Consider the following 14,129-nt stretch of genomic DNA (forward strand, 5'->3'; position numbering starts at 1 on the left):
GCGGGCCGAGGCCTTGGACTCGCCCTTGACCTGGACCGGCGCCTCCATGATGTTCTCCGCGGCGGTCAGGTGCGGGAAGAGGTTGAAGCGCTGGAAGACCATGCCGATGTCGCGGCGGCGGGCCGCGACCTCCTTGTCCCGCAGCTCGTACAGCTTGCCGTGGGCCTCGCGGTAGCCGACCAGCTCGCCGTCGACCGAGAGCCGGCCGGCGTTGATCTTCTCCAGGTGGTTGATGCAGCGCAGGAAGGTCGACTTGCCGGAACCGGACGGGCCGATCAGGCAGAAGACCTCCTTGGGCGCGACCTCCAGGTCGATGCCCTTGAGGATGTGGGCCGGGCCGAAGGACTTGTGGACGCCCTCGGCCTTCACCATGGGGACGGCCTTCGAAGCGGTCTTGGCGGTCATGCGGCACCTCCGGGGTGGTTGGCACCACCGGACAGCTTGGCCTTGGCGCGCTGCAGCGGGGTGAGCGGGAGCTGGCGGCTGGAGCCGCGGGCGTAGTAGCGCTCCAGGTAGTACTGGCCGACGCTGAGCACGCTGGTGGCGACCAGGTACCAGACGGCGGCGAGGATCAGCATCTCGACGACGACACCGGAGTCGCGGCCGACGTTCTGCGCGGACTGCAGCAGGTCGTAGTACTGGACGGCGATCACCAGCGAGGAGGTCTTGAGCATGTTGATGACCTCGTTGCCGGTCGGCGGCACGATGACGCGCATCGCCTGGGGCACCACGATCCGGCGCAGCGTCCTGCCGTGGCTCATGCCGAGCGCGTGCGCGGCCTCGGTCTGCCCCTCGTCGACGGCGGTCAGGCCGGCGCGGCAGATCTCCGCCATGTACGCGGCCTCGTTCAGGCCCAGGCCGAGCAGCGCGCACAGGAACGGGGTCATGAAGTCCGACCACTCGTCCTTGTAGATCGGCATGATGTCGATGTACTGGAAGACCAGGCCGAGGTTGAACCACAGGAAGAGCTGGACGTAGACCGGCGTGCCGCGGAAGAACCAGATGTAGAACCACGCGACGGTCGAGGTCACCGGGTTCTTGGACTGGCGCATCACGGCGAGGATCACGCCGAGCACCACACCGATCACCATGGACAGCACGGTGATCAGGAGGGTGTTGCGCAGACCCCGCAGGATGTCCGGGTTGAAGAGGTAGTCCGGGACGGCGCCCCAGTTGACGTTGCCCGTGGCGAAGGCCCGGACGAGCAGCGCGAGCACGCCGATGACCACCAGGGCCGCCACCCAGCGGCCGTAGTGGCGCACGGGTATCGCCTTGATCGGTTCGGGCATCGGGGGCGGGGCGTCCTGCGGCGGCGGGGCCGCCTTGTCGACGTCGACAGTCACGGATGTTGCCTTTCGGGGGTTCGGCGGAGTTCAGCGGGCGGGAAGGGGCGGTACGGCTCAGGAGCCGCCGTTGAGCTTCACTTCCTTGACCCCGGCGTCCTTGACCTGCCACTTTTCGAGGATCTTGGCGTAGTCCCCGTTCTTGATGATCGCTTCCAGCGCGGCCTTGAGCGCGTCCCGCAGCTCCGACTGGCCCTTCGGCACGGCGATGCCGTACGGAGCGGCCTCGACCTGGTCGCCGACGACCTCGAAGTCCTTGCCGCCACCGGAGGTCTTCACGGCGTACGCGGCGACCGGGTAGTCGCTGGAGACCGCGTCCACACCGCCGGTGCGCAGCCGGGTCTGGGCCTCGGAGTCGTTGTCGAAGGCCTCGATGGAGATCGCCTCCTGGCCGCCCTTCTTGCACTTCGCCGACTCGTCCTTGGCGTAGTCGTGCGAGACGGTGCCGCGCTGCACGGCGATGGTCTTCCCGCAGAGGTCGGCCCAGTCCGAGACGGTTCCGCTCTTGCCCTTCTGGACGTAGAGGGAGACACCGGCGTTGAAGTAGTCGATGAAGTCGACGCCCTCGCCGATCTTCTTGCCGGTGGTGGAGTCGATGCCTTCCTGGCGCTCCTTGGTGTCCGTCATCGCGGACATCGCGAGGTCGTAGCGCTTGGACTTCAGACCGCCCATGAGGGTGTCGAAGGTGGCGTTGTTGAAATTGAGCTGAATGCCCAGCTGCTTGCTCATGGCCTCGGCGAGGTCGGGGTCGATGCCGACGATCGCACCGTTCTTACGGAATTCCACCGGCTTGTACGTGGCGTCCGAGCCGATCTGGAGGAAACCCTTGTCCTGGACGGCCTTGGGCAGCTTCTTGAAGAGCGGCGCGTGCACGTCACGGTTCTTCGCGGCCTCGCGGGCGGCGATGGCGGCGTCCGTCTGGTCGCCGCAGCCGCTGAGCAGGAGGGCGGCCACGACCGCTGTCGCCGCGCCGGCGACCGCGCGTGACCTGCCGGAAGCCGGGCGACGGGTGGAGCTTGCGGTCATGCGTTTCCTCCTGCGGATCGGAATGAGCCGACTGCGGACCGAGGCGTGGAAAGCCGGCGGGAGTGGGGCCGGGCGCACACCTTCGGGCATCGCGACCTCGTTCGGTCACGGAATCTTGCCATCCGGACTCCGTTATTCGGACTGTCGCTCAGGTCAAAATCGGATAACGGACGGGCCATGGCTGGTCAACGAAGGATGACGGGTCCGCCGGGGGCCTTGCGGGAGGCATTACCGGAACGGAAGTCTCGGCATGTGGACGCCGAGTGATCCGGGCTCCTGCTTTCCGCGGTATTCGCGGTTATTGTCGGAATCGCGAACGCGAGGGTAACCAATCCGACTCGTCGGGGCGCACGCCCGTCGGGTACAAAGGGTCGTTACACCCCTCATCCGGGGCTCAGGGCGCGTGTGCGGCGCGCCCGGCGTCCGTACCTCCCCCCGCGCGGCGGGCATCCGCTGCTCAGGGCGCGGACGCGGTGCCCGCCCACCCCTCAACCAGGGAGTGGCCACCCTCAACTGATTTACGACAAAGGGGTCAGACCAGTGGCAGCGGAGATCGTCAATCCTCGCAGCGACAGCGACAGCACGGACGGAGAGCCGTTCGATCCGGCCTTCGCGCTCCACCGGGGCGGCAAGATGGCCGTCCAGGCGACAGTGCCGGTGCGTGACCGGGACGACCTGTCCCTCGCGTACACGCCCGGCGTGGCCAAGGTGTGCAGCGCCATCGCCGAGCAGCCCGAACTCGTCCACGACTACACCTGGAAGTCCCAGGTCGTCGCCGTGGTCACGGACGGCACCGCGGTGCTCGGGCTCGGCGACATCGGCCCGGAGGCCTCCCTTCCCGTGATGGAAGGCAAGGCCATCCTCTTCAAGCAGTTCGGCGGGGTCGACGCGGTGCCGATCGCGCTCGGCACGACCGACACCGATGAGATCGTCGACACCGTGGTGCGGCTCGCGCCCTCCTTCGGAGGCGTGAACCTGGAGGACATCTCCGCGCCGCGCTGCTTCGAGATCGAGCGTCGGCTTCAGGAGAAGCTGGACATCCCGATCTTCCACGACGACCAGCACGGCACCGCCGTGGTCACGCTGGCCGCGCTGCGCAACGCCGCCAAGCTCACCGACCGCTCCCTCGGGCAGCTGCGTGCGGTGATCTCCGGCGCCGGTGCGGCCGGTGTCGCCATCGCCAAGATCCTCATCGAGGCGGGCATCGGCGACGTCGCGGTCTGCGACCGCAAGGGCGTCGTCTCGGCGGACCGCGAGGACCTCACCGACGTCAAGCGGGAGGTGGCCGGCTTCACCAACAAGGGCGGGCTCACCGGTTCCCTGGAGTCGGCGCTGGAAGGTGCGGACGTGTTCATCGGCGTCTCCGGCGGCACGGTCCCCGAGGAGGCGGTGGCGAAGATGGCGAAGGACTCGCTGATCTTCGCGATGGCCAACCCGAACCCGGAGATCCACCCCGACGTGGCGCACAAGTACGCCGCCGTCGTCGCCACCGGGCGCAGCGACTACCCGAACCAGATCAACAACGTGCTCGCCTTCCCGGGCATCTTCGCGGGCGCCCTCCAGGTGCGCGCGTCGCAGATCACCGAGGGCATGAAGCTCGCCGCCGCCGAGGCACTGGCCGCCGTGGTCGCGGACGAGCTGAGCGCGGACAAGGTCATCCCCTCGCCGTTCGACGAGCGGGTCGCCCCGGCGGTGACGGCCGCGGTGGCCGCCGCCGCCCGTGCGGAGGGCGTCGCTCGCCGCTGACGCCGATGGCGCCGCCGGCGCCTGTGGTCCGGGTCCGCTTCCCCTGGGGGAGAGCGGACCCGGCCTCGTATGGGGCGCAGCGCCGGCGCCGTAGGGGTACGCCTCCGCCGAGTGCCGCCACGCCGTGGCTGAGCGCGCAGTTCCCCGCGCCCCTGAAGGGGCGCGTGTCACACCGCGTAGTGGTTCCACAACGGTGCACCCGACGCCTACGTTGGGATCATGTTCGCTGCCTACGCCGCCCGAATCGACCGTGACGATCCGCTCAGCGGCCTGGAGTTGGGCGAGCGCCCGGCTCCGGAGGTCCGCCCCGGCTGGACGACCGTCAACGTCAAGGCCGCCTCCCTCAACCACCACGACCTCTGGTCGCTGCGCGGTGTGGGGCTCGGCGAAGAAGCCCTCCCGATGATCCTCGGCTGCGACGCGGCCGGCACCGACGCGGACGGCAACGAGGTCGTCGTCCACTCGGTGATCGGCCAGACCGGCCACGGCGTCGGCCCGAAGGAGCCCCGCTCCATCCTCACCGAGCGGTACCAGGGCACCTTCGCCGAGCAGGTCGCCGTCCCGGCCTGGAACGTGCTGCCCAAGCCGAAGGGCCTCACCTTCGCGGAGGCCGCGTGCCTGCCGACCGCCTGGCTGACGGCGTACCGGATGCTCTTCACCAACGCCGGCGTACGGCCCGGCGACTCGGTACTGGTCCAGGGCGCGGGCGGCGGCGTGGCCACCGCGGCGATCGTGCTCGGCGCGGCCGCGGGCCTGCGGGTCTTCGCCACCAGCCGGGACGAGGCCAAGCGCAAGCGGGCGCTGGACCTGGGCGCCGAGGGCGCCTTCGCGTCCGGTGAGCGGCTGCCCCAGCGGGTCGACGCGGTGATCGAGACCGTCGGTGCGGCCACCTGGTCGCATTCGGTGAAGTCCCTCAAGCCCGGCGGCACCCTCGTCATCTCCGGCGCCACCAGCGGCTTCAACCCCGAGAAGACCGAGCTGAACCGCATCTTCTTCCTGGAGCTGAAGGTCGTCGGCTCGACGATGGGCAGCAAGGAGGAGCTGGCCGGGCTGCTGGACTTCTGCGCCGCCAAGGGCGTCAAGCCGGTCATCGACTCCGAGCTGCCGCTGGACCGGGCCCGCGAGGGCTTCGCGAAGATGGCGGAGGGTGACCTCTTCGGCAAGGTCGTGCTGACCGTCTGATGGAGCCCGTACGACTGCTGCCGGCCGCCGGACGCGCCGCCGCCCCCTGGAGCAACGGGGGCGGCACCACCCGGGAGATCGCCACCGGGCCGCCCGGCGCCGGCTGGTCCGGCTTCGCCTGGCGGGTCAGCCTGGCGGACGTGGACCGGGACGGCCCGTACTCCCCGCTGCCCGGCGTCCGGCGCATCCTCACGATGGTGGCCGGGGACGGGCTGGAGCTGACGATCGACGGGGAGCGGACGGCCGTCACCGAGCGGTTCCGGCCGCTGTCGTTCGCCGGTTGCGCCGCCACGGACTGCCGGCTCACCGGCGGCCCCGTCGTCAACTTCAACGTCATGGTGCGGGAGGGGCGGTGCGCCGCCGACGTGGCGATGGCCCGCGGCCGGTACGCGGTACGCGCGGCGGCGGGCCCGCAGGCGGCCGTACTGGTCGTGGCGGTGGCCGGTGAGGCGCTGCTGACGCCCGCCGCGGCCGGGGAGCCGGTACGGCTCGGCCGGTACGACGCCGCGCTGCTGTCAGCGGGGACCGCTGCCGACCTCGACGCGGGCCCGGACGGTGTCGCCGCCGTCGTCACACTCGTCCCGTCCGTCACAGCAGTCGGCGGCTGATTTCCGCGCCCGTGTGCGACCCGTGGGTGAGCATGTGCCCAGGGATGGCGGAGGGACGGCCGGGGGGAACCACTCGTTCGCCAGTGGGAATTCGGCACAGGGGCGGACATGGTCATACGGCGGCGACGCGCTTCCTTATGCGCGGCGGGGCGGGCAGCAGGGGCGATGAGACGGGCGGCCGGTCTCCGGTGCGCGGCATCGGGGGTGGCCGCCACGCTGGCCCTCTCGCTCGGCGCGTGCGGCACGGGCGGCCCGGGGAACGCGGACGTCACCCTGAAGGTGGTGGTGGCCGACTACGGCGCGGACGGCGCGGACGCCACCGCCTACTGGAACGGCCTCGTCGCCGCCTTCGAGAAGCGGCACCCGGACATCGCGGTCGAACTGGACCCGGTGCCGCACACCCGGCTGACCGAGGCGGTGGCGGACCGCGTCGCGGCCGGGAACGCGCCGGACATCGCACAGACGGGCGCCTTCGCCTCGTACGCGCGGTCCGAGCGGCTCTACAGCGCGGACGATCTGCTCTCCATCGCCACCCAGGCGGACTTCGTCCCGGCGCTGGCCCGCGCGGGCGAGATCAGCCACGTGCAGTACGGGCTGCCGTTCCGCGCGAGCACGCCGCGCCTCTTCTACAACAAGAAGCTGTTCAAGAAGGCCGATCTCGACGGTCCCCCGACGTCCTGGTCCGAACTGGCCACGGACGCCGCGGCGCTGCGGGAAGCGGGCGTGCGCACGCCGTACGCGCTGCAGCTCGGGCCGGAGGCAGCCGAGGACGAGGCGCTGAGCTGGCTGCTCGGCAACAACGGCTCCTACGTGGGCCTCGGCGGCAGCTGGATCCTGGACTCCCCGCAGAACACCACCGCGCTCCGCGCCGTCCGCGACCGGCTGGTGGTCCCGGGGCTGACCGGCCCCGAGGGCGCGGGGCTGAACCGGTCCGAGGCCTACCGGGCCTTCGTCGAAGGGAAGGCCGGCATGCTGCTCGCCCACCCGGCGCTGATGGCGCGCGCCGACCGGGCGCACCTGCCGTACGCGACGGCCCCGTTCCCGCGGCGGCAGGGCGGCACCGCGACACCCACCGGCAGCACCGACTGGCTGGTGGCGTTCCAGCAGCGCGGGCACGCCCGGGAGGCGGGCGCTTTCCTGGACTTCCTCTACAGCACGCCGAACGTCACCCGGTACGCCGAGCACCAGGGCACGCTGCCGGTCACCGTCCCGGCCGCCGAGGCGATGCGCGCCGACGGCCACCACCGTGCGCTGTGGCCCTTCGTCGACCAGCTGCGCGACGCGCAGTTCCCGCAGCTGGACACGGTCGGCGGCCCGCAGGTGACCGCCGCGCTCCAGAAGCGGATCGCCCGGGCCGTCAGCGAGGGCGGGGATCCGGCGGCCGTGCTCTCCGCGATCCAGCACAAGGCGGACAGCGAGATGTCGCAGGTCTCCTGAGCAGGTCTCCTGAGCGGCCGTGCCGGTCCGTGCCGCACCTCGTTCGTCAACCGTGGTTGACGCGTGAGTCATGTCAACCTACGTTGACACCATGACGGAAGCAACGGAACTCGCCGAGCGGGCGGGCGACCGGGACCCGCGTATCGGGCTGCGGGCCGTCGCCGCCCTGCGCCGGCTGCTGGAGCAGCTCGAAGCCGTACAGGTACGCAGTGCCCGCGTGAAGGGCTGGTCGTGGCAGGAGATCGCCGACGAGCTGGGCGTCAGCCGGCAGGCGGTCCACAAGAAGCACGGGAGGCGCTGATGTTCGAGAAATTCACGGTGAGCGCCCGGGAGGTCGTACGGGGCGCCGTCGCCTGCGCCGACCGCACGGGCAGCGGCACGGTGGGCGAGGAGGAGCTGCTCCTCGCCCTGCTGGAACGGGAGGACACGCCCGCGGCCGGGGCGCTGGCGGCGCTCGGTGCGTCCGCGCGCCGGGCGGCGGTGACGGAGGCGCTGGCACAGGCGCGCCGTCGCGGCGGGCTCTCGCCGGCCGACACCGCGGCCCTGGCCGGGCTCGGCATCGACGTCGAGGAGATCGTCTCGCGGGTGGAGGCGGAGCACGGGGCCGGCGCACTGGCGCGCCCCAGGGCGCGGGCGCGTTTCGGGCGGCGCCCGTTCAGCCGCGAGGCCAAGAGCGTGCTGGAGCGCTCGCTGCGGATCGCACTCGGCCGCGGCGAGAAGCACATCGGCGACGAGCACCTGCTGCTCGCGCTGACCACGGGTACCGGCGTGGCCACCGCCGTCCTGGCGGAGCACGGCGTGACCCGCGGCGAGGTCGAGCGGGTGCTCGCCGAGCGGTCCCGGGCGGCCTGACGGCGCCGGCCGTCGTCCGGGCGCCGGTGGCGGGCGTCAGTACGCGACCCGTATCCGGCCGATGCCGAGGGTGGTGGCCTTCGGCAGGTGCCCGGACTCGAAGACGGCCGCCAGCAGCGGGTTGACCAGCTGCGCGAGGCGGTCGGCGCGGGCCCGGCCCAGCGCCCGCCAGGGGCCCGCCGCCAGCCGGTCCGTCAGCCGCTCGATCTCCTCCCGGCCCTCGCGGGCGCGGTCGGTGGCCCGGCCGTCGGGCGCGATCCAGCCGCGCGCGGCGAGCCGGTCCCGGGCCTGGCGCCACTCCGCCGAGGTCCAGCCGCGGCTGCGGAAGTGGTCCTCGGGGGCGGCGCCCACCGCGGCGAAGGAGACCAGCGACTCGCAGGGGTCCAGGCCCGCGGTGAGCAGTGCGGCCAGATGCCCGTCGCCGCGGTGCTCGCGCAGGACGGTGAGCGCCTGCCACAGCTCCAGGTGCGGCTCGGCGGGCCAGGGCAGGTCCAGGTTGGCGGCGGCCAGCGGGCGGGCGGCGGGGATGGCGTTCTCCGCGGCCTGCCGGGCCAGCCGGGCCGCCTCCGTGACCTGGTCCTTCGTCAGCCGGTCGCCCATCAGCCGGCGCAGCACCCGGTCCATCGCGCGCAGCCGGGCCTCGAGGACCTTGGCGGGCGCGGCGGTCGACCAGATCAGCGGCACGTACTGCTCGACCATCCGCGGGCTGAAGCTGTAGTACGTGGCGGCGACCAGCTCGGGCCCGGCGGCGCCCAGCGGAGCGGTGCGCCAGGCGAAGTAGCTGGGCCAGCGGGTGCCGACGTCGTAGCCGAGGGCCGCTGCTTCCTCGAAGGCCTCGGGGGAGTAGTAGAGGGTGGCGTGGAGCGGTTCGAGCTGGTGCCACAGCCGACGGGCAACCGCGGGATATTCCGACATCGCACACCTCATGGCCTTCAAGATCCCTATGAGCGAGAAGAGTTGACTCTAAGCGTGGGCAAGGCCAGGGGTCTACGGAACGCCGTAGTCGGTCCGTGGGCGGACGTGCGGCCCTGCGAAGGGCCGGGTGCCCCGATTACCCGGGGTGAACCCAGCCCTTCGAAAATGACCGTGTGTGACTATCGTGCGGAGCGGCGCAACAGCGCACCGATGTGCGCCGCGGTCGCCGCGAGCTGCCTGCGCGCCTCCGCCAACTGCTCCTCGTCCACGCCGTGGTCGCGTGCGGCGTCCCGGACGTCGTCGCGGAACCGGTCCAGCAACCGGTCCAGGTCGCGGGCCGGGTCGCCGGTGGCCGGATCGTTCGCCCACGCCGGGGCGGGCGGGGCCGTCGTGTCCGCCCCGGGGGGAGTGTCCTTGGTGAGGTCGGTGGGGCCGGCCGGGCCGGCCGCGCCGGTGAGGCCGTCGGTGAAGCGGCCGACCTCGCGGGACACCTCGGACAGCGCCTCGCGCACCGCGCCCTGCCAGTCGCCCGAACGCACGTGGTCCTGGGTCTTCTCCTGCACCCGCCGGATGGCCTCCTGCACCTCCTCGCGCGCGGAGTCCTTGGCGTTCTTGGCCTGCTTGCGGGCGCGCTGCGCCTCCTGCTTGGCGCGCCGGCTCTCCTCCTTGGCCCGCCGGGCCTGCTCCTTCCACTCCTCCTTGGCGCGCCGGAACTCCTCCTTGGCCTGCCGCCAGGCGTCGGGGTCGCCGTAGGCGCGGTCGAAGAAGTCCGCCGGGTCGGGGTGGCCCTGCGGCCCGCCGCTGCCGGACCGCGTACCGCCCGTGCGCGCGCCCTGCTTGTGGGTCGCCCGGGCGGCCTCGCGCATCTCGCGGCGCAGGTCGCGTGCCGAGCCGCTGACGTCCTCACGGATGTCGGAGGCGAGCGCGGCCACCGACTCCCGGATCTCCAGCTCCAGTTCGGCGAGTTCGCCGCCGCGTGCGGCCAGTTCGGCGCGGCCTGCGTCGGTGATGGAGTACACCTTGCGGCCGCCCTCGGTGGCGTGCGTGACCAGGCCCTCGTCGGAGAGCTTGGCCAGCCGCGGGTAGACGGTGCCGGCGGACGGCGCGTACAGGCCCTGGAAGCGCTCCTCCAGCAGCCGGATGATCTCGTAACCGTGGCGGGGCGCCTCGTCCAGCAGCTTCAGCAGGTACAGACGGAGACGGCCGTGCGCGAAGACGGGGGGCATGGGTTACAGCACCTTCTTGTCGGCAGGCGGGTCGGCGGGGGCGTCCTCGGAGCGCGGGCGGCGCAGCAGCGCCAGGGAGCCGGAGACGGTGGTGACCTTCAGGCGCCCGGTGCCCGCGCCGAGCCGCCCGGTGATGCTCTTGGTGCCCCACTGGCCGCCGACGCGGAGGTCGTCGAAGGCGTTGGAGACCCGGCCGCTGGTGGTGCTGGCGTCCACCTCGGCGTCGGCGGGGTCCGGCAGCCGGATGGCGACCTCGCCGGAGACCGTCGTCAGGTGCACGTCGGTGCCCCTGGCCGCCGGGTCCAGGTCCACGACCATGTCGCCGGTGACCGACTCGGCCCGCACCGAACTGCCGCCGCCGTCGATGACGGTCAGATCGCCGGAGACGGACTGGAAGCGGAGGTCGCCGGTGACCGCCTGCGCCTCGACCCTGCCGGTGACGGTCTCGGCCCTGACCGGCCCGGTCAGCCGGACCAGGGTGGTGTCGCCGGAGACGCCGCGCAGCTCCGTGCGTCCGGTGACGCCGGAGAGCACGACGCTCGCGCCGACCGTGCCGACCTCGACCCGGGTGGCGGCCGGCACGGTCACCGACACGACGGCGTCGCGCTGCCACCCCTTGCGGTCGAGGAACTTCAGCAGCCCTCGCCAGGGCAGGTCGTCGTAGCCGACGGTGAGCGTGCCGTCGTCGTAGGAGACGGTCAGCGGCGGGCCCTTGACCTCGCCGATCTCGACGCGGGTGCGCTCGGCCGTCGCGCTGCCGACGACGTTGACGGTGCCGCCGTACACCCGTACCTGCAGCGCGTTCACCGCCGCGTCGACGTCGAGCGTGCGTGGTCCGGTCACCTCGACCGGGCCGTCCGGCCACTCTTCCCTGACGGACATGACAGGCCTCCCCTGTGTGGACGGGCAACGCAACATATCGCGTTCCCTACGGAACACGATATATCGCGGTCGTGTCACGTCAAGCGCCGCGCGCCCCGGCGCCGCCGTGCGCCCCTATTCGTCGTCCTCGTCGTCCAGCCGTGCCAGCCACGTCGCCAGCCGCTCCACCGGGACCTCGAAGTCGGGGTTGAGGTCGACGAACGTGCGCAGCTGCTCGGCGACCCAGCCGAGGGTCACCTCCTCCTCGCCGCGCCGGCTCTCCAGCTCCTCGATGCCTCGGTCGGTGAAATACACGTGAGCGCTCCGCTAAAGGGGTAGGGGTAAGACATTCCAGGTCAGGATAGGCAGCCGCGGTCGGGGGGTCCGCATCGGCACCGAGTGCCCGGCCGGCCTCCTGGCGCAGCTGCAGCGGGGGGTGGCATGAGCGAGGACACGACGCGTGTCGCACGCATCGAACTGCCGGACGGTACGCCCGTCTGGGCCCGGATATCCGGCGCGGAAGGGCTCCTGCCGCGGCCCCGGAGCGCGGCGTACGTGGACAGCGGGCGGCGCGGCGGGGGAGAGGGCACCGACTACGTCGACAGCGGCTTCTTCACCGATCGCGTCGTCGGGCGGATGGAGAGCCTGGACGGGCTGGTGCACGGCGTCGCGCGGTCGCTCGCCGGCGCGCTGCGGGGGCTGCGGCCCGACGAGGTCAGCGTGCAGTTCGGGATCGAGCTGAGCGGGAAGTCCGGCAGCCTGGTCGGGCTGCTCGCCGACGGCGAGGCCAAGGCCGCCATCAACGTCACCCTCACCTGGCAGGGCGGCCCGCCCGCCGACCTCGCGGAGGGCGGGACCGGGGGCGGCGCATGAACGGGGCGCACGATCCGGACGCGTACTTCTCCCGGCGCTTCGCCCCGCTCGTCAAGGCCGCCACCGTGCGCATCCACGCCGCCCACGACGGGTATCCCCACGAAGGGTTGCCGGAGCCGTCCCTGTGGGGCAGCGGCTTCTTCGTCGCCCCCAACTGGGTGCTCACCTGCGCCCATGTGGCGCTGGAGGGCGAGGGGGGCGAGGTGGGCGTCGGCTTCGAAGGGGGCAGCGTGCGCGGCCGTGTCGAATGGGCCGAGCCCGCCGTGCGCACCGACGGCTGGCTGCCCGCGCCCGACCTCGCTCTGATCCGGCTGCTCCGGCCCACCACGCACGCCTGCTGCTGGCTCTCGCCGCGCACGGGGCGGGCGCACGGCGGCGAGCGCGTCGCCTACTTCGGGTACACCGAGATCGCCGGGACGGTCGGCGCGTTCGACGGGCGCTGCGGGGTCCGTGGCGAGTTCGGCGACCAGGGGCTGCTGCGGCTGGGCAACGAGGACGAGATGCCGGCGGGGCTGTCCGGCGGTCCGCTGGTCGACGTGGAGCGCGGCGAGGTCATCGGCGTGCTGAAGGGCCGGCGGGGCGGCGCGCGGGACGGCGGGCTCGGCATCCCGCTGGCCCAGCTGCGCCGCATCGGCGTCCCCGGCGTCCGGATCGGCCGCGAGGAGGACGACCCGTACCACCGCGTGCTGCACGCCCACGACCGGCACCACGCCGATCTGCACGCCGACGTCAGCGAGGCCCGGGACACCTGGACCGAGGCGCAGAGCGGACTGCCCGCCGCGGCCGCCACCGTCGCCGCGCTGACGCCCAAGCGCCGGGTGGTGCTGCACGGCCTGCTGGCCCAGCTGCCGCCGCCGGCCGGCACGCCCGCGCTGGTGGCGCTGGTCGACGAGCTGCTCCCGAGACGTGGCGAGGGGCTGCGGCTCGCGCCCCGCGGCTGGCGCGAGGGCCTGGAGGTCTACCTCGACCGGCTGGAACTGCGGGACACCCACAGCGAGTTGGAGGCTGTGCTTCGGTACGCGGTGTACGCGGCGACCGCCGAGCACCCCTTTCCGGCGGCGGCCGAGGCGGCGGACGCGGTCTGGGACTGGGTGCGCGACCTGGCGATGACCGAACTGCCGCCGCTGGCAAGGAACCGCCTGGGTGCCGAGTGGCACGCCCGGGTGCGGGCCCGCGCGGTCGGCCGGTCCCGGCGAGCGGAGGAGACCGCGGCCGCCGTCCCGCTGCCCTCGGTGCTTCTGGAGATCACCGAACGCGCCTGGGAGCAGGGCCGGTTCGACTGGTACATCACCGCGAGCAGACCCACCGGCGACCTGCCGCTGGGCGAGGGCCGGCACGGCACGGCGCCGGCCGACCTGCCCGCCGAGCTGGCCGGGCCGCTCGGCGAGGCGTTCCGCCGCAGCGACGAGCCGGGCCGCCCCGCCGTCCTGGAGGTCGCCCTCCGGCAGGCGCTGCTGGACCTGGCGGTGGACACCTGGCGGATTCCGCCCGGCTCCCCGCCGATCGGCGAGCTGCGGCCGGTGGTGGTGCGCTGCGCCGACCGGCCCGCCGAGCCGCCGCCGGAGGAGGGCGCGGCGCCGGGGGCCGTGGCGCGGGAGCGCTGGGCGCGGCTGCACGAGGACGGCATGGAACACGCCTGCGTGGACTGCCACGAGGGCCGCCCCGAGGAGGTCACGGCGGACGCGCTGCGCGATCTGGAAGCGCGGTTCTTCCCCGTGCTGTGCCGGGTCCCCGGCGGCGACGGCGGGCGCGAGGCGATCCGCCGGATCGTCGCCGGCGGCCATCCGGTGGCACTGTGGCGCAGGGAGCGCATGGACCCCGTGTGCGGGGAGTACCACCGCGGGATCCTGCGCACGGTGAAGAGCGGGACGACCGCCCACCGGCTGCCCGCCGCCGTCCGTGAGCTGCGCGCCGGCATCGGCGCGGCGGAGCCGGAAGCATACTGGTCACGCGGGATCACGCTGCTGTACGACGATCCCGGGCGTCCGCTCCCGGGGGACGACGACGTGCTGGAGACACCGTGAGGGTCACATGGCTTTCCGTGTGCTCCTACCGGGCCG

Annotated in this window: 15 protein-coding genes; 8 read left to right on the forward strand and 7 right to left on the reverse strand. The window is 72.8% G+C overall.

Annotated elements, in window-relative coordinates; all coding sequences use genetic code 11:
• The 3 genes from ACZ6WH_RS31680 to ACZ6WH_RS31690 all read right to left on the reverse strand — a co-directional run.
• The coding region (locus ACZ6WH_RS31680) for an ATP-binding cassette domain-containing protein (protein ID WP_469733204.1) at window positions 1-372 on the reverse strand (372 nt) is incomplete at its 3' end.
• Between the two features lie 29 nt (window positions 373-401).
• Entirely contained in the window at window positions 402-1,343 is a 942-nt protein-coding gene (locus ACZ6WH_RS31685; RefSeq protein WP_469732730.1) for an amino acid ABC transporter permease, read from the reverse strand.
• Between the two features lie 57 nt (window positions 1,344-1,400).
• A complete protein-coding gene (locus tag ACZ6WH_RS31690) occupies window positions 1,401-2,369 on the reverse strand; it encodes an ABC transporter substrate-binding protein (protein WP_432858715.1) in 969 nt (322 codons plus the stop codon).
• Window positions 2,370-2,909: 540 nt separating this feature from the next.
• Between ACZ6WH_RS31690 and ACZ6WH_RS31695 the strand changes: the two genes are divergently transcribed.
• From ACZ6WH_RS31695 to ACZ6WH_RS31720, 6 genes are all read left to right on the forward strand, one after another.
• A complete protein-coding gene (locus ACZ6WH_RS31695; RefSeq protein WP_361555453.1) occupies window positions 2,910-4,115 on the forward strand; it encodes an NAD(P)-dependent malic enzyme in 1,206 nt (401 codons plus the stop codon).
• A 219-nt stretch (window positions 4,116-4,334) separates the two neighbouring features.
• Window positions 4,335-5,297, forward strand: coding sequence for a zinc-binding dehydrogenase (locus ACZ6WH_RS31700; RefSeq protein ID WP_432858717.1), 963 nt, complete (start codon window positions 4,335-4,337; stop codon window positions 5,295-5,297).
• Window positions 5,297-5,905: a HutD/Ves family protein gene (locus tag ACZ6WH_RS31705; protein ID WP_469732733.1), complete on the forward strand. Its 609-nt coding sequence runs from the start codon at window positions 5,297-5,299 to the stop codon at window positions 5,903-5,905. Before ACZ6WH_RS31700 ends, ACZ6WH_RS31705 begins: the two co-directional genes overlap by 1 nt.
• A 204-nt stretch (window positions 5,906-6,109) precedes the next feature.
• Window positions 6,110-7,342 (forward strand): extracellular solute-binding protein, encoded by a 1,233-nt coding sequence (locus tag ACZ6WH_RS31710; protein ID WP_469732735.1) that lies wholly within the window; start codon window positions 6,110-6,112, stop codon window positions 7,340-7,342.
• A gap of 91 nt (window positions 7,343-7,433) precedes the next feature.
• A complete protein-coding gene (locus ACZ6WH_RS31715; protein ID WP_361555465.1) occupies window positions 7,434-7,643 on the forward strand; it encodes a helix-turn-helix domain-containing protein in 210 nt (69 codons plus the stop codon).
• Window positions 7,643-8,194, forward strand: a complete 552-nt coding sequence (locus tag ACZ6WH_RS31720) for a Clp protease N-terminal domain-containing protein (protein ID WP_469732737.1) — start codon at window positions 7,643-7,645, stop codon at window positions 8,192-8,194. Before ACZ6WH_RS31715 ends, ACZ6WH_RS31720 begins: the two co-directional genes overlap by 1 nt.
• A 36-nt stretch (window positions 8,195-8,230) precedes the next feature.
• Here the strand turns inward: ACZ6WH_RS31720 and ACZ6WH_RS31725 are convergent, their stop codons facing one another.
• From ACZ6WH_RS31725 to ACZ6WH_RS31740, 4 genes are all read right to left on the reverse strand, one after another.
• Entirely contained in the window at window positions 8,231-9,109 is an 879-nt protein-coding gene (locus tag ACZ6WH_RS31725; RefSeq protein WP_469732739.1) for an SCO6745 family protein, read from the reverse strand.
• Between the two features lie 179 nt (window positions 9,110-9,288).
• Complete coding sequence (locus ACZ6WH_RS31730) at window positions 9,289-10,335, reverse strand: PadR family transcriptional regulator (RefSeq protein ID WP_469732741.1); 1,047 nt, start codon at window positions 10,333-10,335, stop codon at window positions 9,289-9,291.
• A 3-nt stretch (window positions 10,336-10,338) separates the two neighbouring features.
• On the reverse strand, window positions 10,339-11,217 hold the full coding sequence (locus ACZ6WH_RS31735; protein WP_469732743.1) for a DUF4097 family beta strand repeat-containing protein: 879 nt from the start codon (window positions 11,215-11,217) through the stop codon (window positions 10,339-10,341).
• A gap of 114 nt (window positions 11,218-11,331) precedes the next feature.
• On the reverse strand, window positions 11,332-11,511 hold the full coding sequence (locus ACZ6WH_RS31740; protein ID WP_018536135.1) for a DUF6104 family protein: 180 nt from the start codon (window positions 11,509-11,511) through the stop codon (window positions 11,332-11,334).
• Between the two features lie 126 nt (window positions 11,512-11,637).
• Between ACZ6WH_RS31740 and ACZ6WH_RS31745 the strand changes: the two genes are divergently transcribed.
• Window positions 11,638-12,069, forward strand: a complete 432-nt coding sequence (locus ACZ6WH_RS31745; RefSeq protein ID WP_469732745.1) for a CU044_2847 family protein — start codon at window positions 11,638-11,640, stop codon at window positions 12,067-12,069.
• Window positions 12,066-14,093: a VMAP-C domain-containing protein gene (locus ACZ6WH_RS31750; RefSeq protein ID WP_469732747.1), complete on the forward strand. Its 2,028-nt coding sequence runs from the start codon at window positions 12,066-12,068 to the stop codon at window positions 14,091-14,093. The genes ACZ6WH_RS31745 and ACZ6WH_RS31750 overlap by 4 nt, the downstream gene beginning before the upstream one ends.
• Window positions 14,094-14,129: the final 36 nt, after the last annotated feature.

The organism is Streptomyces sp. NPDC050806 (assembly GCF_055586425.1).

Excerpts from the sequence above, each read along its gene's own strand:
- ACZ6WH_RS31745 (WP_469732745.1), top strand. The coding sequence starts at position 11,638 with ATGAGCGAGGACACGACGCGTGTCGCACGCATCGAACTGCCGGACGGT.
- ACZ6WH_RS31690 (WP_432858715.1), bottom strand. The coding sequence starts at position 2,369 with ATGACCGCAAGCTCCACCCGTCGCCCGGCTTCCGGCAGGTCACGCGCG.
- ACZ6WH_RS31720 (WP_469732737.1), top strand. The coding sequence starts at position 7,643 with ATGTTCGAGAAATTCACGGTGAGCGCCCGGGAGGTCGTACGGGGCGCC.
- ACZ6WH_RS31735 (WP_469732743.1), bottom strand. The coding sequence starts at position 11,217 with ATGTCCGTCAGGGAAGAGTGGCCGGACGGCCCGGTCGAGGTGACCGGA.
- ACZ6WH_RS31715 (WP_361555465.1), top strand. The coding sequence starts at position 7,434 with ATGACGGAAGCAACGGAACTCGCCGAGCGGGCGGGCGACCGGGACCCG.
- ACZ6WH_RS31725 (WP_469732739.1), bottom strand. The coding sequence starts at position 9,109 with ATGTCGGAATATCCCGCGGTTGCCCGTCGGCTGTGGCACCAGCTCGAA.
- ACZ6WH_RS31730 (WP_469732741.1), bottom strand. The coding sequence starts at position 10,335 with ATGCCCCCCGTCTTCGCGCACGGCCGTCTCCGTCTGTACCTGCTGAAG.
- ACZ6WH_RS31750 (WP_469732747.1), top strand. The coding sequence starts at position 12,066 with ATGAACGGGGCGCACGATCCGGACGCGTACTTCTCCCGGCGCTTCGCC.
- ACZ6WH_RS31700 (WP_432858717.1), top strand. The coding sequence starts at position 4,335 with ATGTTCGCTGCCTACGCCGCCCGAATCGACCGTGACGATCCGCTCAGC.
- ACZ6WH_RS31705 (WP_469732733.1), top strand. The coding sequence starts at position 5,297 with ATGGAGCCCGTACGACTGCTGCCGGCCGCCGGACGCGCCGCCGCCCCC.